Origin of the sequence: Kineococcus gurbantunggutensis, from assembly GCF_050871925.1 — a bacterium.
Classification (GTDB): Bacteria; Actinomycetota; Actinomycetes; order Actinomycetales; family Kineococcaceae; genus Kineococcus.
Genome location: NZ_JBJLSG010000054.1, coordinates 1 through 17,842, shown reverse-complemented (window position 1 = coordinate 17,842; position 17,842 = coordinate 1). Strand labels below are relative to the sequence as shown.

At 78.5% G+C, this 17,842-nt stretch carries 18 protein-coding genes; 5 read left to right on the top strand and 13 right to left on the bottom strand.

Annotated elements, in window-relative coordinates; translation table 11 throughout:
- Window positions 1-39: 39 nt before the first annotated feature.
- Together ACRYR7_RS12110 and ACRYR7_RS12105 are read right to left on the bottom strand one after the other, a co-directional pair.
- Window positions 40-693, bottom strand: coding sequence for a maleylpyruvate isomerase N-terminal domain-containing protein (locus tag ACRYR7_RS12110; protein ID WP_432572348.1), 654 nt, complete (start codon window positions 691-693; stop codon window positions 40-42).
- A complete protein-coding gene (locus tag ACRYR7_RS12105) occupies window positions 690-1,403 on the bottom strand; it encodes an alpha/beta fold hydrolase (RefSeq protein WP_432572347.1) in 714 nt (237 codons plus the stop codon). The genes ACRYR7_RS12110 and ACRYR7_RS12105 overlap by 4 nt, the downstream gene beginning before the upstream one ends.
- A 205-nt stretch (window positions 1,404-1,608) precedes the next feature.
- Between ACRYR7_RS12105 and ACRYR7_RS12100 the strand changes: the two genes are divergently transcribed.
- Complete coding sequence (locus ACRYR7_RS12100) at window positions 1,609-2,058, top strand: C2H2-type zinc finger protein (RefSeq protein ID WP_432572346.1); 450 nt, start codon at window positions 1,609-1,611, stop codon at window positions 2,056-2,058.
- 59 nt (window positions 2,059-2,117) lie between these two features.
- Window positions 2,118-2,777, top strand: a complete 660-nt coding sequence (locus ACRYR7_RS12095) for a hypothetical protein (RefSeq protein WP_432572345.1) — start codon at window positions 2,118-2,120, stop codon at window positions 2,775-2,777.
- 9 nt (window positions 2,778-2,786) lie between these two features.
- On the opposite strand, the gene ACRYR7_RS12090 is transcribed toward ACRYR7_RS12095, so the two are convergent.
- Genes ACRYR7_RS12090 through ACRYR7_RS12080 form a run of 3 tightly spaced genes read right to left on the bottom strand, consistent with a single transcriptional unit; the run spans window position 2,787 to window position 6,894 of the window.
- Window positions 2,787-5,078: a DUF2201 family putative metallopeptidase gene (locus tag ACRYR7_RS12090; RefSeq protein ID WP_432572344.1), complete on the bottom strand. Its 2,292-nt coding sequence runs from the start codon at window positions 5,076-5,078 to the stop codon at window positions 2,787-2,789.
- Entirely contained in the window at window positions 5,075-6,211 is a 1,137-nt protein-coding gene (locus ACRYR7_RS12085) for an ATP-binding protein (protein ID WP_432572343.1), read from the bottom strand. The genes ACRYR7_RS12090 and ACRYR7_RS12085 overlap by 4 nt, the downstream gene beginning before the upstream one ends.
- Window positions 6,208-6,894, bottom strand: a complete 687-nt coding sequence (locus ACRYR7_RS12080) for a hypothetical protein (protein WP_432572342.1) — start codon at window positions 6,892-6,894, stop codon at window positions 6,208-6,210. The genes ACRYR7_RS12085 and ACRYR7_RS12080 overlap by 4 nt, the downstream gene beginning before the upstream one ends.
- Window positions 6,895-6,956: 62 nt before the next feature.
- Here ACRYR7_RS12080 and ACRYR7_RS12075 point away from each other — a divergent pair, with 62 nt between their 5' ends.
- Window positions 6,957-7,340, top strand: coding sequence for a hypothetical protein (locus tag ACRYR7_RS12075; RefSeq protein ID WP_432572341.1), 384 nt, complete (start codon window positions 6,957-6,959; stop codon window positions 7,338-7,340).
- An 18-nt stretch (window positions 7,341-7,358) separates the two neighbouring features.
- Here ACRYR7_RS12075 and ACRYR7_RS12070 read toward each other — a convergent pair whose 3' ends face one another.
- The 4 genes from ACRYR7_RS12070 to ACRYR7_RS12055 are packed head-to-tail and all read right to left on the bottom strand — an operon-like array spanning window position 7,359 to window position 11,331.
- Entirely contained in the window at window positions 7,359-8,168 is an 810-nt protein-coding gene (locus ACRYR7_RS12070) for a glycoside hydrolase family 16 protein (protein WP_432572340.1), read from the bottom strand.
- Between the two features lie 21 nt (window positions 8,169-8,189).
- Window positions 8,190-9,422 (bottom strand): metal-dependent hydrolase family protein, encoded by a 1,233-nt coding sequence (locus ACRYR7_RS12065; protein WP_432572339.1) that lies wholly within the window; start codon window positions 9,420-9,422, stop codon window positions 8,190-8,192.
- Window positions 9,419-9,919 carry a GAF domain-containing protein gene (locus ACRYR7_RS12060; protein ID WP_432572338.1) on the bottom strand — a complete coding sequence of 167 codons (501 nt, stop codon included), beginning with the start codon at window positions 9,917-9,919 and terminating at the stop codon, window positions 9,419-9,421. The genes ACRYR7_RS12065 and ACRYR7_RS12060 overlap by 4 nt, the downstream gene beginning before the upstream one ends.
- Window positions 9,916-11,331 (bottom strand): MFS transporter, encoded by a 1,416-nt coding sequence (locus ACRYR7_RS12055; protein WP_432572337.1) that lies wholly within the window; start codon window positions 11,329-11,331, stop codon window positions 9,916-9,918. The genes ACRYR7_RS12060 and ACRYR7_RS12055 overlap by 4 nt, the downstream gene beginning before the upstream one ends.
- 108 nt (window positions 11,332-11,439) lie before the next feature.
- Here ACRYR7_RS12055 and ACRYR7_RS12050 point away from each other — a divergent pair, with 108 nt between their 5' ends.
- On the top strand, window positions 11,440-12,336 hold the full coding sequence (locus tag ACRYR7_RS12050) for a MurR/RpiR family transcriptional regulator (RefSeq protein WP_432572336.1): 897 nt from the start codon (window positions 11,440-11,442) through the stop codon (window positions 12,334-12,336).
- A gap of 52 nt (window positions 12,337-12,388) precedes the next feature.
- Entirely contained in the window at window positions 12,389-12,937 is a 549-nt protein-coding gene (locus tag ACRYR7_RS12045; protein ID WP_432572335.1) for a DUF1360 domain-containing protein, read from the top strand.
- A 21-nt stretch (window positions 12,938-12,958) separates the two neighbouring features.
- On the opposite strand, the gene ACRYR7_RS12040 is transcribed toward ACRYR7_RS12045, so the two are convergent.
- The 4 genes from ACRYR7_RS12040 to ACRYR7_RS12025 form a co-directional block, all read right to left on the bottom strand.
- Window positions 12,959-14,188, bottom strand: coding sequence for an MFS transporter (locus tag ACRYR7_RS12040; RefSeq protein ID WP_432572334.1), 1,230 nt, complete (start codon window positions 14,186-14,188; stop codon window positions 12,959-12,961).
- Between the two features lie 163 nt (window positions 14,189-14,351).
- Window positions 14,352-15,332 (bottom strand): lysylphosphatidylglycerol synthase domain-containing protein, encoded by a 981-nt coding sequence (locus ACRYR7_RS12035; RefSeq protein WP_432572333.1) that lies wholly within the window; start codon window positions 15,330-15,332, stop codon window positions 14,352-14,354.
- A gap of 84 nt (window positions 15,333-15,416) precedes the next feature.
- A complete protein-coding gene (locus ACRYR7_RS12030) occupies window positions 15,417-16,712 on the bottom strand; it encodes an LLM class flavin-dependent oxidoreductase (protein WP_432572332.1) in 1,296 nt (431 codons plus the stop codon).
- Complete coding sequence (locus ACRYR7_RS12025; protein ID WP_432572331.1) at window positions 16,709-17,719, bottom strand: alcohol dehydrogenase catalytic domain-containing protein; 1,011 nt, start codon at window positions 17,717-17,719, stop codon at window positions 16,709-16,711. Before ACRYR7_RS12025 ends, ACRYR7_RS12030 begins: the two co-directional genes overlap by 4 nt.
- Window positions 17,720-17,842: the final 123 nt, after the last annotated feature.

Below are 17,842 nucleotides of genomic sequence, written 5' to 3'. Positions count from 1 at the left end.
CCCCTCCCCGCCGTGTCCGACCCCCCGGCGGTGCCGGGGTCACAGCACCGAGAAACCCGCCGGCGGTGCGCCCCGGCCGGTGGCGGTGAGCAGCAGCGGCGCGGCGCGGTCGTCGGCGACGGCGAGCTCGGCCACCAGGTGCAGGGACTGCAGCGCCGCCGCGGCCGGCACCCGCGCCGGCACGCCCAGCGCCGCGCACAGGTCCGCGGTGTGCACGGTGAGCTCGAACGTGCGCGTGGGCAGGTAGTCCGCCAGCCGCATCCCGCCCGCGACCGTCGTCAGCAGCTCCGCGCCCCCGCGCGCGCCGACGAGCGCGAGCACCCGCTCGGCGGTCCGCGCCACCGCCGCGGCCGGGTCGTCGCCGAGCGCGGCGCCCGCCTCGCGCCCGCGCTGCGCCACCCCCGGCCCGGCCGCGACCTCGCGGGTGGCGAGGAAGTACCCGGCCGCCGAGCCCACGTCGACGGCCGCGGCGGGCCGCTGCAGGTAGGCCTCCACGGTGAGCAGCGAGCGGCTGGTGTGCCCGACCAGCGCCCGCACGTCCCACTCGCCCAGACCGGGTGCGCCCCAGCGGTCGCCGACCTGCGCCGCGGTGCGCGCGAACCACCGCGCGGCCCCGGTGAACGCGTCCCGCGACCGCTCCCAGCCGGAACCCTCCGAACCCCCGGAACCCCCGGAACCCGCCGGGAGCGTCACGACGCCGCCCCCGCGCGCCGCGCGGCGTCGCCGAGGAACCGGGCCAGGTCCCGCGGGCGCGACCACATCGGCCAGTGGCTGGTCGGCATGTCCACGTACGTCACGTCGCGCAGCTCGGCCAGGCCGCCCAGCCACGCGTGGCCCTCGGCGAGGTAGCCGCGCACGTCCTCGGCGCTGTCCCCGGTGCACAGCACCGTGGTGGACACGTCGCGGCGGGCGTCGTCGCGCAGGACGGGGGCCTCGCGCAGCACCCGGCCCGGTTCGGGCACGGCGCGGCGCCGGAACTCCGCCAGCCGCTGCGGCGAGAGCCCGTCGAGGTTCTCGTCCGCCGCCAGGCGCTCGGCCGTCGGCAGCGGGACCTCCACGTCCGTGCAGCCGGGGTCCAGGGCCCCGGAGGGGGGAGCGGAGTCGACGTACACGACGGCCGCCACGTCCCCCGGCGCGCGGTCGGTGGCCGCGTACCCGGCGCCGGCGGCGCCGCTGTGCAGGACCAGCAGCACGGGCCGGCCGGCGGCGGCGACCGCCTCGCGGATCGCGCGCACGTGGTCCTCCAGCCCGACCGCCGACCGGTCGGCGGCGGCGTCTTCCAGGCCGGGCAGCGTCAGCGCGGCGACCTCGTGGCCGTCGGCGCGCAGGGCGGCGGCCACCTCGTCCCACGCCCACGCGCCCAGCCAGAACCCGGGGACCAGGACGATCGGTGCGGCGGCCACCCGCCGACCGTAGGGCCGCCGCGGCCCCGCGCACCAGACCCGGTCCGCGCGGAGCGGGGCGGGGGCCGAGGGCGCGGCGCGCGGATCGTCACCGGATCGCAAAGCGGACGACCGCAGGACCGCAACACGGCGCGCGCAGACTGGGAGCACCTCGACGCGGGGCCGCCCGAGCACCCGTGCGGGCCCACGACGGACGGTGAGGGAGATGGGGAGCACGACCGGACCGGCACCCGCGGAGCACCGCTGCCCCGAGTGCCCGCGCAGCTTCACCGGGGCGGGGGCGCTGCACCGGCACGTCGCCTCCGACCACCGGCCCGCCCGCGACGGCGAGGACCTGGTGCGGCGGCTGCTCAGCACCCCTCCCGCACCGGCGAACAGCCCTGCGCCCGGCGCCCCCGGCCCGGCCCCCGACCCGCTGCAGCGGTTCTGCGAGGGCCTCTCGCGGCTGCCGGTGGCGCGCCTGGGCGTGGCGACGGTGGTCCTGGCGCTCCTGCTGCACGTGTCGGGGACCTCCTGGTCGGCGCTGCTGTCCGCGAGCGCGGCCGTCGTCCTGGTGGGCGCGACCGTGGGGCTGATGGTGTGGCTGCACGCCGCCGCGGCCGCGCAACCCGCGCCGCGCGACCCCCGGGACGGCGGGAGCGCCGGCACGGACTGACCCGGCGGCCCCGCCGCACCGGGCGGGCCGGGCCCGCACCCGGGTGCGATGCTCGGGGGGTGCGCAGGTGGGACCCGGTCCAGGACCAGTGGACGCGGCACCAGCGGCGGATCGCCGCGGCCGGGGCCCCGGAACCGTCGACCGCGGCCGTCGAGGGCTTCGAGCACTACCCGCGCTTCTACGCCAAGCGCCGCCGCGGCCGCACGGTCGACGTGGCCTCCTCCTTCGACGTGCTGGTGCGCTCCGCGCGCGGGGGGTGGGCCGCCGGGACGACGGTGACCGCCACGCACCGGGCGCCCGACGGGCACCCGGTGGTGCTGGAGCCGGGCGCGGACGACGGCGCCGAGGGCACCTGCCGCTCCAGCCGGTGGGTGGCGCAGGTGCCCGGCGGGCCCGTGGCCGAGGTGGTCGCCGCGCTGCGCACGCTGCGCGCGTTCGGCGCCGACCTGGCCCCGGGCGTGCAGGAGGGGGCGGCGGGCGGGTCGTGGGCGGAGCGCTCGCAGGAGGCGTGGCTCCAGGGCGACGTGCGGCCCGCGGTGGACGGCTTCCGGGTGGAGTGCACCCTGCCGGCCGGGCACGCCGGCCCGTGCACGGCGCGCTCGCAGCTGGGGGACGTGGTGTGGCGGTGGGACCCGCGCGAGCAGGTCGTGCTCGACCCCGCGGACGACGACCCGGCGGAGGGCGACGGGTCAGCGGGCGGCGGACCGGCGGACGGCTGAGCGCCGCCCTCAGCGGGCGCCGGGGCGCTCGCGCTCCACGACGACCTTGCGCATCCAGGCGGGCACGCCCTGGCGGTCGCCGTCGAGCAGCAGCACCACGTAGACCGCGCCGGGGTTCTCCCGCGGGGGCGCCTCGGGCCAGGGGGTGTCGCCGTCGGTGGCGGTGATGACCAGGTCCACCGCCGGGCGCAGCGCGGCCGCCGCGGCGATGCCCACGCGCATGTCGGTGCCGCCGCCGCCGACCATCGTCAGGTCCTGCACCCGGCGCACCGTGCGGGCCCGCGCAGCCGCGGCGTCGCACGCGACGACCTGCACCCCGCCGCCGCGGCAGCGCCGCACGATCGCCTCGGTCTCGGCGTGCACGCGCCCGAGCATCTCGGCGGTGACCGACGCGGAGGTGTCGACGACCTCCGCGACGCGCGGCGGGCGCGGCTGCCGCATCGCCGGCAGCACCACCCCCGGGGTGGAGGAGCTGCGGCGGGAGGGGCGCGCGTAGGAGTAGTCGCGCACCCCGGCCACGTGGGCGCTGACGCGGCGGGTCACGCTGAGCAGCTCCCGGCGCCAGTCGACCACCGGCCGCACGGTGCGGTCCGCCCACCGCTGCCAGCCGGCGGGCACGGTCCCGCGCGATCGGGCGTGCTCCAGGACGTCGCGCGCGGTCTGCTGCCGGATCAGCTCGGCGCGCCCGGCGTCCACGCTGCCGTCGTCCTCCCCGGCGGCGTCGCGGCCGCTGGCGTCGCCCTCCCAGGGGCGGCGCGCGCCGCCCGCGGCGGAGCCGCAGTCCTCGTACCCGGCGGGCGCCGGGCGCGGGGCCGGGGCGGTGGTGCGCGCACCGCCCACGGTCAGGGTGGCCGCGGCCCGCTCGCCGGAGGTGGTGACCACCACGAGGTGCTGCCCCTCGGGCAGCTCGCGCCTGAGCTCGACGTGCGCGGCGCCGGGGCCGGTGACGGTGAGCGGGCCGGTGGCGCCGGGCAGCGGGGCGAGCCCGCCCGCCGCGTCCAGGACCTCCACGGTGCTCGCGGCGTCGAGGAGGACGTCGTCGCCGACGACGGCCAGGGCCGTGGGCACGCCGTGGCCGGCGGGCAGCTGGTCCGGGGTGAGGTCCAGGTGCGGCAGGCCCACGGGCAGCGCCGCGCGCACGACCTCCGCGCCGGTGCGCACCCGCACGAGGTGGGTGCCGTCCTCGACCGGCCCGAGCCGGAACGTCAGGGCCGTCGCCGAGACGTGCTCGACGTCCGAGACGGCGTCGAGGACGGTGCCGGCGGCGTCGAGGACCTCCACGACCGATCCGGCGGCGAAGCGGGTGCCGCGGCCGACCACCACGACCTTCTCGCTCGCGGAGCGGTCGCGGGGCAGGTGGTCCGGGCGCAGCGAGGCCGTCGGCGCCTCGACCGCCAGGACGGCGCGCACGGTGGTGCCGGCGCAGCTCAGCTCGACGGCGTGCTCCCCGGCGGGCAGGCGCTCGCGCAGCTCGAAGGAGGCGGTGCGCTCGTCGTGCACGGCGACCGGGCCCACCGCCGCCGCGCCCGGCGCCCCGCCCGCCGGCGCAGCCTGCGGCGCGGTCCCGCCCGCGGCGCGCACGGTGACCTCGGCCGGGCCGGTGAAGAACGCCTCGCGGGTGCGCGCCAGGACGCGCTGGGGGACGCCGTGGTCGTGGCGCAGCACCGCCGGCAGCAGCAGCAGCTCCGGCGAGCGCGCCGCCAGCCGCCGGCCGGCGGGACCGGCGACGAGCAGGCGGTAGATCTGCTCGGCGGTCATCCCGGGGTCGGCGCCGGGGACCCGCTCGGGGAACCACGCCTTCACCGCCGGCAGGCGGACCCCGGCCGCGCGCAGGTCGTCGTTGACGGCGCAGTCGCCGGCCCGGTTGAACAGCGGGTGGCGCTCCTGCGGCTCGCCGAGGGCGTCGAAGCGCTCGTGGTGCCGGCGCAGCGGGTGGCCCACCTCGTGCAGCCAGACGCCCACGAGCTCGGCGACGTCCAGGGTGAGGACGAACTCGGGGTTGTAGTACATCCGCCAGCGGGTGTCGATGCCGACGGTGGGGACCTCGGTGGTGGGCACGGCCTTCACCGCGTACAGCGCGGCGCTCAGGTACGGCATCAGCTCGCCGGCGCGGGCGCGGCCGGCGGCCAGGCGCAGCGCCGCGCGCTCCTCGACGGAACCCGCCTGCGCCGCCGCCGTTCCGCTGCGCGCTGAACCCGTGCGCGCCGTACCGCTGCGCGCCGGGCCGGTGCGCGCCGTTCCGCTGCGCGCCGCGCCGGGGCGTCCCGGGGTGGCGCCCGCGCGCCGGGGGGGCGGGTTCACGCGTCGCGGGTGAGCAGGCCGAGCTCGGTCAGGATCGGGCCGAGGGAGGCCACGACCTCCGGCGTCGGCATCGCCCCGGTGGGGCGCTCCTGCGCCCAGCGGCGCCCGAAGGAGAACGCCACGTCCGCGCTGCCGGCGTCGGCGGTCGCGGCGAGCACCCGGCCGCAGTTCGTCCAGCGCTCCACGGTGTTGCGCGCCGCGGTCGCCGCCCACACCGAGGCCGCGACGGCGTACGTGCGGTCGGTGCGCCGGGGGTCCACCACCCACGAGCCCGGGTCGCGCAGCAGCTCCTCCGGGTCGGGCAGGTCCAGCTCGCGCACGTAGGCCAGGAACTCCCCGGCCGCGGCGACGCCGACGGTGCCGGAGACCAGCAGCGTGACCACCGTGCCGTTCGCGCCGGCCGCCAGGGCGTGGGCGTACAGCCGCGCGGCCATCTCCCACGAGCGCGGCGTCGGGAACGCCCGCCCGGCCTCCTCCGAGGACGAGGGCACCCGCGTGACGAGCTCGGGCCGCGAGCCCAGGAACACCCCCACGAGGGTGCTGGCGCGCTCGAGCTGGGCCGCGACCTGCGCGGCGTCGGCGCGCGGGACGGCGACGGCCGGCCAGCCGCTGGTGAACCCCTCGCGCACCGTGTCGGCGTCCAGGCTCCACGTCAGGTGCAGGAACCGGTTCGCCACCGGCGGGGCCAGGTCCCACCCGTCGGTGGCCACGTCCGGCGGGTTCGCCGCGGCCACGGTGCGCACCTGCGCGGGCAGGCGCAGGTCGCCCACGACGCCCTCCAGGATCGGGCGCAGCAGGGCCGCCTGCGTCGCCGGCGGGGCGGTGGAGACCTCGTCGTAGAACTGGATGCCCGGCCGGCCGTCGCGCTCGACGGCGTCGCGCAGGCGCACCGCCCACGACGGCGGGGCCAGCGAGGCCGTGCCCGAGCGGGTGTCGACCACCGGCAGGCCCGCGAAGTCGCTGGGTTCGCGGATGGAGGCGATGACGGTCTCCAGGTGGGCGCCCATGCCCTCGGCCAGCTCCCGCACGACGGAGGACTTGCCCTGCCCGGGCGGTCCCCACAGGACCACCGGGACGGCGGCGAGCAGGGCGATGCCCAGCGCGTCGCAGGTGTCGGTGTGGTGCTGGCTCACGCGGTGCTCCTCCGGGGGGCGTCCAGGGTCCCCGCCCCCGCCCCGCCCAGCAGGGCGGCGAGGAGCGCGAGGCGGTCGGGGGTCAGGGTGCCCGCGGCGTGGGCCGCGGCCACGTCGGCGGCGTCCAGGCCGGCGCCGGCCGCGGCGAGCACCAGGTGCAGGTCCAGGTCGCCGCCGGGCGGGTGCGCGGCGAGGAAGGCGCCCAGCGGCGCGTGCAGCAGCGCGAACGCCAGCAGCTCGTGCGGGTCCAGGTCCACGTGGTGCCCGGCCAGCGCCCGGTGGGCGCGCAGCCGGGCCGCCGGGTCGGCCAGCGCCACCGGGGCGCCGTCCAGGTGCGTCAGGCGCACCGCGGTGCCGATCGCGGCGATGCGCACCGCGTGCCCCAGGTGCGGCAGCAGCAGGTACCGGTGCAGCGTCACCAGCACGTCGGGCCAGGAGAAGGGCGGCTGCTCCTCCGCCCCCGGGGAGGGCGCCGAGGCCGGCCGGCTGCGCGTGAGGGTCAGCGGGCGCGGGGGCGGGCCGGCGAGCGGGCGCGCGCGCCAGGCCCGCCACACCGGCTCGGGCACGCCGCCGTGCGGCAGCGGGCGCAGCGGCGGGTCCGCCACGAGGTCGAGGGCGTCCAGCCGCACGCGCACCGGTGCCGGCCCCGGGCGGGGGCGTCGGTGGCGGCGGCGGGCGGGCACCGGGCGAGCGTAGGCACGGGCGCGCGCGGGCCGCACCCGGCGGGCTGCGGTAGGACGGAGCGGTGTCCCTCGACGACCCCGCCCACGCCGTCCTGCTCGGCCGGATGACCCAGGAGGGCGAGAGCCCGCTGGCGCTGCTGCCGCTGTCCGCCGGCCCGCTGGGCAACCTCTCCGGCGCCGGGGCGGGGGCGCTGGCGGTCGGCACCGCGCGGCTGTGGCTCAGCCAGCCGCAGCTCGTCGGGGGGCCGTCGGTGGCCTCGGTGCCGCTGGGCAGCGTCGGGGCGGTGGGCGTGCGCGAGCGGCGCGCGCTGCCCGCGCTGGGCGCCCTGCGCGTGGAGGTGGTCGTCGACGGGCGCCCGCTGCGCTTCAGCACCCGCGCGGGGCGCGCGGCCGTGGACGCCTTCGCCCGGGCGCTGGACGCCGCCCGGCAGGCGCCGCCGGGGTGAGGCGGGCGGCGCGGGCCCTCAGCGCTCCCAGCCGCGCACCGAGCGCACGGTCGCCGACTTCGGGTACCGGGCGGGGTCGCGCGCGCCGGCGGCGGGGAACTCGAACAGGTCGACCATGAGCTGCAGCGGGTACGCCGTGCCCTGCTCGCTGGTGTGCACCAGGACGTCGTCGACGAAGAACCGCACCCGCCGCGCGTCCCACTCCGCCGCGTAGGCGTGCGCCCCGGCGGAGGTGTCGAACGGCACGGGCACGTCCACGACGTCGTCGCGCAGGCGCGGGTCGTGGTGGGCCTTGACCCCCACCCGCACGGTGGAGCCGCCCGGTCCGGCGGCGTCGCCGAACAGCTCCGCCACGCACACCTCCCCCGACTCCCCCGGGGAGTCCTCGAAGCCCACCAGCCACACCGCGGCCATGCAGGTGGGGTCGGCGGGCGCGGTGAACGTCGCCTCCAGCACGCCCGCCGACGGCGTCCACAGCGCGCGCCGCGGCCACGGCGAGCGCACCCGCAGGTCCGGGCGGTGCCGGTGCTGCCCCACCGGCGAGCCGGCCGGGCCCGAGGAGGCGCCCGTCTGCAGGTTCGACGCGCGCAGCTCCCCGTCCTCCGGGCGCCACGCCGGCTGGTCCGCCTCCACCAGCAGCCGCAGCCCGTCGCCGTCCAGGGAGAACCGGGCCGCCGAGCGCTCCAGCGTCGTCCAGTGCGGCAGGTAGTGCGCGATCCAGCGCGAGGGGTCGGGGGCGGGACCGGTGAAGGCGTCGGCGAACACCTCGCGCAGGCCCGTGCGGTCCAGCCGCCGCGCGGGCTGCGCGCGCGCCTCCCCCTGGTGCACCGGTGCCTCCCCGGGTCCGCCTCAGCGTCGGTCGTGCACGACCCTGCCCGCCTGCGCGACGACCTGCACGTGTTTTCCGGGCTCGGCCAGGACGGCGACGTCGGTGAGCGGGTCGCCGTCCACGAGCAGGAGGTCGGCGTGCGCGCCGGGGGCGAGGACCCCGACCTCGCCCGTCATGCCCAGCAGTTCCGCGGCGACGGTGGTGGCCGAGCGCAGGACGTCCAGGGCGGGCAGGACCTCGCCGCGGATGCGGAACTCCTGGGACTGGTGGCGCTGCATCCCGCCGAGCAGGTCCGAGCCGTGCGCGATGCGCGCGCCGCCGCGGTGGGCCAGCTCCAGCGCGCCGAGCCCGGCGTGCAGCACCTGCTCCACCTTTCGCCAGCTGTCCTCGGGCAGGCCGAACTCGCGGCCCTCCTCCTGCAGCGCCCAGTACGTGACGAGCGTGGGCACCAGGAACGCGTCGTTCTCGACGAGCAGCTCGACGCTGCGCGCGTCGATGAGGTTGCCGTGCTCGATGCTGCGCACGCCGGCGCTCAGGGCGTGCTCGACGGAGCGGGCGGTGTAGGCGTGCGCGGTGACGTAGCGGTTCGCCGCGCGCGCCTCGTCCACGACGGCGCGCAGCTCCTCCTGCGAGTACTGGGTGGAGTCGATGCGGTCCGTCGGGGAGGACACCCCGCCGCCGGCCATGACCTTCAGGTGGTGGGCGCCCTTGCGCAGCTCCTCGCGGGCGGCCACCCGCAGCGCCTCCACGCCGTCGACGACGCGGCCCAGCGCCACGCAGCAGCCGGGGTCCTCGTGGGCGTGCTGGCCGGCGGTGCGGGTGTCGCCGTGGCCGCCGGTCTGGCTGAACGCCTTGCCGCCGAACGCCAGGCGCGGGCCGCTGATCAGGCCCTCGGCCTGGGCGCGGGCCAGGCCGTGGTCGGCGCCGCCGGTGTCGCGCACGGTGGTGAAACCCCGTTCCAGCATCGCGCGCATGAGCGCACCGGTGCGGGCGGTGACGTAGGTGACCGGCCACGCGGTGAGGGCGCCGAGGTCCGCGGTGGCGGCGGTGACGTGCACGTGGCAGTCGACCAGGCCGGGCAGGACCCGGGAACCGGTGGCGTCCAGGACCTGCGCGTCCAGGCCGGTGCGCAGGTCGCGCCCGACCTCCTGGACGCGGCCGTCGACGGCGAGGACGTCGTGGCCCTCCAGGTACTGCCCGGTGGCCACGTCCAGGACGTCGCCACCGCGGACCAGCAGGGCGGGTGCGTTCACGGGTTCCTCCCCTTGCGGTTCTCGTGCCACGCGAGCAGGGGCTCGCGGGCGAGCTCGGCCAGCGGTGCGACCGCGGCGACCGAGGACTCGTCGTAGGTGCCCTCGGGGGCCAGCAGGTTGAGCGCGCCGAGGGTGCGTCCCGCCGCGACGACGGGGACGTTCAGGGTGGCGCCGCAGCCGAGCGCGGCGATGGCCGGCCAGTCCGCGAACACCGCGGCCACGTCGGCGGGCCGGGGCCCGAGGTGGGTGCGCTGGCGGACGAGGACGTGCTGCGGCCACGGGGCGTCCGGCGGCATGAACTTCTCCCCGCCGACGGGGTACTCGCGCGGGTGCGAGGTGTGCACCCGCGAGAGCGCGCAGCGCTCGGCGTCCCAGGCCAGGACGGTGAACAGGGTGACGCCGACGAGCGCGCGCGCCGCCTCCTGCACCGCGGCGAACCCCGGGGCGGCGGCCACCGGGGCGGCCGGCCGCGTGGTGCGGGTGGGCGGGGCGCTCACGCCTGCACCCCCTGCCGGCGCGCGGGGGCCTCTCCCGCCCCGGGTGCACCGGTCTCCTCGGTGAGCTCCTCCAGGGAGCGCCCGGCGGTCGACAGCCCGAACACCAGGACCACGGCGACCCCGGCGACGAGGACGGCGGTGACCATCGTGAACACCCCGCCGAAACCGAGGGAGGCGGAGGTGACGCCGATGATGAAGGGGGCGCTGATGCTGCCGATGCGGCCGAACGCGCTGGACAGCCCGGTGCCGCTGGCGCGCACCCAGGTGGGGAACACCTCGGGGGTGTAGGCGTACAGGCCGGCGTAGGTGCCGTTGAGGAAGAACGAGAGCACCGCGCCGGCGACGACGATGGTGACGGACGTGCCCGCCTGGCTGAGCGCGAACGCGCTCACCGCGGAACCCACCAGGTAGGTGGCGATGGTCAGGCGGCGGTCGAAGCGCTCGTTGAACCACGCGGCGGAGAAGTACCCGGGGATCTGCGCGAGGTAGATGATGATGGAGAACTCGAAGCTCCTCGTCACCGTCAGGCCGCGGTCCACCAGCAGGGTCGGGATCCACGAGAAGAACCCGTAGTAGGCGAACGTGGTGACGAACCACATCGTCCACACCACCGCGGTGCGCCGGGCCATCGCCCGGCTCCACAGGAACCGCAGCGCGGAGGCGAGGGTGGGCGGGGCGGTGGTGACGGCGGGCGCGGCGGCGGCGGTGGCCGCGGCGGGCACCGGGGGCAGCGGGCGGCCGGTGGCGCGCTCGACGGAGCGCTCCATGCCCGCCACGACGGCCTCCGCCTCGGCGGTGCGCCCGCGCAGCAGCAGGAACCGCGGCGACTCCGGCAGGGTGCGCCGCCACCACAGCAGCATCACGACGGGCACGGCGGTGAGGACCTGCGCCCAGCGCCAGCCGTCGTCCAGCGGGACGACGAAGCGGCCGAGCAGGGCGGCGGTGACGTAGCCGAAGGAGAAGAACCCGGCGAGCGCCCCGATGAACCAGCCGCGCCGGTTCGCGGGCACGAACTCGGCGAGGAACGGGGCGATGATCGCGCTCTCGGCGCCGGTGCCCAGGCCGGCGAGGATGCGGGCGGCGACGAAGGACTCGAAGTTCGGGGCGGCGGCCGCGACGAGGGTGAAGAACGCGTAGAACGCCAGCGCCCACATCATGACGCGGCGGCGGCCGACGCGGTCGCCGAGCAGGCCGGCGGCGGTGGCGCCGACGAGGTAGCCGATGGGGGTGGCCGAGCCGATGACCCCGGCCTGGGCGCCGGACAGCGCCCAGGTCTCGCGCACGTCGGGCAGCAGGAAGGCCACGACGGCGCCGTCGAGGCCGTCGAAGGTGTAGCCGAGGCCGCCGATGAGCAGCAGCAGGTAGTGGGGCCTGCTCAGCGGGAGCCGGTCGAGGCGGTGCAGGAGGTCCACGTGCGCTCCTCGGGTGGGGGGCGTGGAGGGGGAGTTGCCGCAAAGCTAGGGGGCAACTTCACCTCGTTGCAACGGTCTTTGCGAGAAATGTTCCCGTAACGTTCCCCCGTGACCGAGCAGCAGGACGTCGACCCGGCGACCGTCGCGGGTCTGCAGACGTGGCTCGCCTCGTGCGCGCCCGCCGGCGGGCTGTCGGCGAAGTCGCGCGCCGTCGTCCACGTGCTGGCCACCAAGCCGCGCACCGCCTCCTACGGGGGCACCGCCGAGGTCGCCGCCCTGGCGGGCGCCAACGTCGCCACCGTCACCCGCACCGCGCAGACCCTGGGCTTCGACGGCTGGCCGGCGCTGCAGCAGGAGCTGCGGGCGCGCTACCTGTCCTCCCTCAGCGCCCCCCAGGTCGCCGCCGAGCACGGCCGCCTCACCGACGCCCCCGCCACCGCGTCCCTGCGCCGCGACGTCGACGACCTCGCCGTGCTCTCGCGCGGCCCCGCCCCCGCGGCCGTGCGCGCCGTCGCCGAGGCGGTCGCCGCGGCCCGGCGCACCCTCGTCGTCGCCTCCGGCAGCTACGCCGGCGTCGCGCTGCCGCTGGCCCACAACGCCGCCCTGGCCGGCTACGACGTGCAGTTCCACGACGGCGCCTCCGCCTCGACCGTCAACGCCCTCGCCGCCTGCGGCGAGGGGGACGTGGTGGTCGCCGTCAGCTTCTGGCGGCTCTACACCAGCGCCGTGCAGGCCGCCCGCACCGCCGCGGCCCGCGGCGCGACGGTCTGCGCGCTCACCGACTCGGCCAGCGGCCCGCTGGCGGCCGCCGCCCGGCACGTGCTGCTCGTGCCCGCCGAGGGGGTCTCGTTCTTCCCCTCGCTGACGCCCGCGCTGGCCGTGGTGCAGGCGCTGGTCGCCGAGCTCGCGGCGCTCGACCCCGAGCGCACCCGCGCCAGCGTGGACCGCTCCGACCAGCTCTGGGACGAGTTCGGGCTGCTGGACCGGGCCCCCCGGCGCGGCTGATCCCCTCCCGTCCCGGCGCGTGCGCGGGGCCGCGGCGGGGTAGGGAGGGGGCATGGCACGCGACACCCCGACGGTCTCGGACCTCCACCAGCGCCTGCACGCCGTGCAGTCCGCCTACCAGGGAGAGGAGGAGCGCCCGCTGGGCGGGTTCCTCACCCTCATGGGCGTCTACGCGGGCGCCGTGGGCGGGGCGGGCCTGCTGGCCCGCGCGCGCGGGCGCACCCTGCCGGACCGGTTCACCGCCGGGGACCTGGCGCTGCTGACGCTGGCCACCCACCAGGGCAGCCGGCTGCTGACCAAGGACGCCGTGACCGCGCCGTTCCGCGCGCCGTTCACCCGCTTCGCCGGCAACGCCGGGGAGGGGGAGGTCATGGAGGAGGTGCGCGGCAGCGGGCTGCGGCACTCGATCGGCGAGCTGCTGACGTGCCCGTTCTGCGCGTCGGTGTGGGTGGCCACCGGCCTCGTCGCCGGCGGCGTGGTCGCCCCGCGCCTGACGCGCAGCGCCGCGGCGATGCTCACCGCGGTGTTCGGCTCGGACGTGCTGCACCTGCTGTACGACGCGGCCAAGCACCTGCCGGAGCGGGCCCAGGTCGACGGCTGAGCCCGCTCCGGCCGCGGCGGCTCAGCCGCGGCGGGCGGGGCGCAGCGCCGCCAGGGCGGTGAGCGCGGCGGCGGCCACGACCGCCACCGCGAACGCCCAGCGGGCGCCGGCGGCGTCGGCCAGCGCCCCGGCGACCGCCGAGCCGGCGGCGATGCCCAGGACGGTGCCGCTGGTGAGCAGCGTCATCGCCGCGCCGCCGGTGCGCTGACCGCCGGTCTCGGCGGTGACGGTGTTCACGGTGACCATGACGGGGCCGACGAACAGGCCGGTGAGGAACGTCGCGGGCACCAGCGCGGCGGTGCTGCCGGCGGCGGCCAGCATCGCCAGCGCCCCGACGACCAGGCCGGCGGCGCCGAGGAACCAGCGCCGCCGCAGCGACACGTGCGCGGGCACCAGCACCATCCCCAGCGCCGTGATCGTGGAGCCGATCGCCAGGGCCGCGTAGACGAGGGAGCCGTCGGAGACGCGGCCGGCCTCGCCGGCGGCGCCGGTCAGCGCGGCCTGGGTGCCGCCGAAGACGGCGCCCATGGCCAGCATCCCCAGCACCGGGCGCAGCAGGGACGGCGCCCGCCCGGCGGGGCCCGCCTGCTCCCCGGGGGCGGGCGCGGCGGCGGTGAGCGGCGCGGCGGCGCGGGCGGTGCGGTGCAGGGCGAACGCGGTGGCGAACACGGCGGTGAGCACCGCGGCCACCACCAGGGGCGTGCGGGCGCCGGAGGCCAGCGCGACCAGCCCGACGGCGGCGGGACCGGCGACGAAGGACAGCTCGTCCACCACGCCCTCGTAGGCCAGGGCGGTGCGCACGTCCGCCGGGGACAGCCGCATCCACCGCACCCGCGACAGCGGGCCCACCTGCGGCAGGGTGGCGCCGGTCAGGAACGCCGCGGCCAGCAGCGCCGGCAGCGCACCGCCCAGCGCCAGCACGAACCCGCTCAGGACGAGCAGGTGGGCCGGGACCAGGGCCAGCAGCACGCGGCGCTGGCCGTGCCGGTCGCACAGCACGCCGGTGGCGGCCGAGCCCAGGGCCTGCCCGATGGCGGTGGCGGCGCTGGCCGCGCCGCCGGCGGCCACCGAGCCGCTGGTGGAGGTCACGGCGGTGAGCGTGGCGATGGGCACCATCGAGACGGGCAGGCGCGCCAGGGCGGAGACGGCCAGGTACGGCCAGCCGGCGACGGCGGGCAGCCGGCCGTAGGTGGACAGCGCGCCGCGGGTGCCGCGGGCGCGCGAGGGGGTCAGGACGTCGTGGTGGTCCACGGGGGTGGGTAGCCTCCAGTGCGGCGGCGCCGCCCCCAGCCACTGCGGCACCAGGACCCTGGATTGCTGACGCCGATGGTAGGTCGGCGCGGCGAGGGCGCGCCAGTCGAGGACCCGCCGTCCGGGGCGCGCCCGGGACCGCGCCGGGCCCGGCGCCGGCGGCTCACAGCGCCCGGCGCCGCCGCAGCCACAGCACCGCCACCCACGCCGGGGGCACCCGCGCCCAGAAGGTGAGCACGCGGTGCAGCAGCGCCGCGGACAGCGCCGTGCCGGGGTCCAGGCCGGCGACGACGAGCCCGGCGGCCAGGGCGGCCTCCGCGGCGCCGACCCCGCCGGGCACCGGCACGGCGGCGGTGACGGCGGAGCTGCCCACCACGACGAGCACCAGCAGTTCGGTGGCCGGCTCGCCCCCGAACGCCCGCGCGCAGGCGGCCAGCGCGGCCGCGAACCCCAGCGGCACGGCCAGGTGGCCCAGCAGGGCCAGCGCCAGGCGGCCGGGGTCGGTCAGCGCCCGCCGCAGCGCCGGCCACTCGCGCCGCACCGGCACCGCGACGCGCTCGCGCAGCTCCCGCCGCGCCCGCGGCCACCGGGACACCGCCAGCGCGGCGGCACCGGCGGCCACCAGCGCCGCGACGGCCGCCGGCCAGGGCAGCTCGGCGCCCAGGAGGCGGCCGCGGCCCGCGGCGAGCAGGGACAGCACCAGCAGCACCGCGGTGACCAGCGCGGCGGTGGACTGCACCAGCCCGACGGTCGTGGCAGCCACGGCCAGCGGCAGGCCCCCCTGCCGCTGCAGGTAGCGCACGGTCAGCGCCACCCCACCGGTGCTGGCGGGGGTGAGCAGGTTCAGGAAGGACGTGGACAGCCACAGCGCGCTGGTGCGCCAGAACGGCAGCCGCACCGGCGACAGCGCCAGCATCGAGAGCACGTTGCCGAACAGCGGCACCAGGGACAGCAGCGCCGCGGCGGCGACCGCGCCGGGGTCGGCGCCGCGCAGCCGCTCGCCGAGGTCCAGGCCCTCGACCCGGCGGGCCAGCACGACGACGGCGGCCAGGCTCGCCGCGGTGAGCGCCAGGGTGCCCGCGCGGCGGGCCAGGACCCGCCGGCGGGCCGGGCGCGGGGGTGTCGACGGCGGTTCCGGTGCCACCGCGCCACCCTGCCAGCCGGGCCGCTCCCCCGGCGCCCGCCCCGCCGCCCGCCCCGCCGCCCGTCCTCCGCGTGCCTGCCGCGCTCAGCCGGCGAGGTGCTCGCGCAGCGTGGTGCCGGCGTACTCGCGCCGGAACAGCCCGCGCCGCTGCAGCTCCGGCACGACGTGGTCGACGAACGCCTCCAGCGCGCCCGGCAGCGCCGGCGGCATGAGGTTGAAGCCGTCCGCGCCTCCGCCGCGGAACCACTCCTCGAGGCGGTCGGCGACCTGCTCGGGGGTGCCCACGACGGTGCAGTGCCCGCCGCCGGCGGCCAGCCGGCCCAGCAGCTCCCGCACCGTGGGCCGCTCGACGTCGACGATCCGCAGGATCGTCTCGTAGCGCCCGCGCGGACCCTCGAAGCCCTCCGCGGGCGGCAGCGGCGGCACGGGCGCGTCCAGCTCCCAGCCGGAGCAGTCCTGGCGCACGAACAGCGACAGCTGCGCCAGGGAGTGCTCCACCGGCAGCAGCGCGTCCAGCTCGGCGCGCGCCGCGCGCGCCTCGGCCTCGGTGGAGCCGACGAACGCCACCAGACCCGGCATGACGACCAGCTCGTCGGGGTCGCGCCCGGCCGCGGCGGCGCGCCGGCGCACGTCCCCGCGGTACGCGCGCGCGCTGGGCAGGTCGTGCGCGACGGCGTAGACCCCCTCCGCGTGCCGGGCGGCGAGGTCGCGGCCCTGCTCGGAGGAACCGGCCTGGAACAGCACCGGCCGGCCCTGCGGGGAGCGCGGCACCGTCAGCGGCCCGTCGACGCGGAAGTGCTCCCCGCGGTGGCCCACCGCCCGCACCCGCGCGGGGTCGGCGTAGCGCCCGGAGCGGTCGAGCACGAGGGCGTCGGCGTCCCAGGAGCCCCACAGCGCCAGGGCGGCGTCGACGAACTCCGCGGCGCGCGCGTACCGCTGCGCGGAGGGCGGCATCTCCTCCATGCCGAAGTTGCGGGCCTCGGCGTCGTGCATGGAGGTGACGACGTTCCACCCGGCGCGCCCGCCGGAGAGGTGGTCCAGGGAGGCCAGGGTGCGGGCGGCGGCGAACGGCTGCCAGAACGTCGTGGACACCGTGCACACCAGCCCCACGCGCTCGGTGGCGCGGGCCATCGCCGCCAGCGTGGTGGTGGGTTCCAGGAACCACCCCGGACCCAGGGAGACGTCGCCGGCGGACTGCCCGTCGGCGAAGAACACCGCGTCCAGCAGGCCACGCTCGGCGGTGCGGGCCAGCTCCTCGTACCAGGCCACGTCGCCCAGGCGCTCCACCGGCGAGGCGGGGTGGCGCCACGCGGCGGCGTGGTGGCCGGTGCCGTACAGGAACGCGCCCAGGTGCAGGGTCCGGCCCGCGGCGGCGCTCACGGCACCAGCACCGCCCGGCCGGCGACCTCGCCGCGCGACAGCGCGCCCAGGACGTCGTTCACGGCGCTCAGCGGCGCGGTGCGGTCCACGACGGAGCGCACCACCCCGCGCGCGACGAGGTCCAGGCCCAGCTCCAGCTCGGCCAGGGTGTTCGAGACGGACGTGAGGATGCGCTGCTCGGGCACGACGAGCTCCACGGGGTTCAGCTCGACGCGCTCGGCGGAGTAGCCGACGTAGACCAGCGCCCCGCCCGGGGCGAGGGCTGCCAGGGCCTGCCGACCGGTGGCGGCGGTGCCCACCAGCTCGAACACGGCGTCGGCGCCGCCGGTGAGGCGCTGCACCTGCGCGCCGACGTCGCCGTCGGCGGGGTCCACGACGTGCTCGGCGCCCAGCTCGCGGGCCAGGTCGCGGCGGCGCTGCGAGCGGGCGACGGCCACCACCCGCGCACCGCGGTGGCGCAGCACCTGCACCAGCGCGGCCCCCACCCCGCCGGCGCCGTAGACGACGGCGACGTCGTCGGCGCGCACGTCGGCGACCGCGGCGGCGTGCAGGGCGGTGGTCACGCTGCACGCCACGGGCGCGGCCTGCTCGAACGTCAGCGCCTCGGGCACGCGCGCCAGGCTGCGCGCGGGCACGGCGAGGAACTCCGCGAAACCCCCGTCGGAGAAGAAGGCGAGCATCCCGCGCGGGGCGCGGCACAGGTTCTCCCGCCCGCGGCGGCACTGCCGGCAGTCCCCGCAGCTGTGCAGGTAGTGCACCGCGACGCGGTCGCCCGGCGCCCAGGCGCTGACGGCGCCGCCGACCTCCTCGACGGTGCCGGCGACCTCGTGCCCCAGGGTGATCGGGGTGCGGGCCGCCGGCAGCAGGCCCTCGGTGAAGTGCAGCTCGGTCGCGCACACGCCGGCGGCGCGCACGCGCACGAGGACCTCGTCGGGTCCGGGTTCGGGGCGCGGGACCTCCTGCAGCTCGAGGGGCAGGCCGGGTCCGGTGAAGCGGGCAGCGAGCACGGTTCTCTCCTGGTGACGGCCGGGTCCTGCCCGGCTGCGGGCGCGACGGGTCACCCCCTCCACCACATCCCACCCCTCCTCCTCCCTGCGGTGATCAAGGAAGTGGCAACTTCCTTGATCACC

Bases quoted from the DNA above. Each gene is read 5' to 3' on its own strand.
- ACRYR7_RS12045 (WP_432572335.1), top strand. From the start codon at position 12,389: ATGGCACGCGACACCCCGACGGTCTCGGACCTCCACCAGCGCCTGCAC.
- ACRYR7_RS12100 (WP_432572346.1), top strand. From the start codon at position 1,609: ATGGGGAGCACGACCGGACCGGCACCCGCGGAGCACCGCTGCCCCGAG.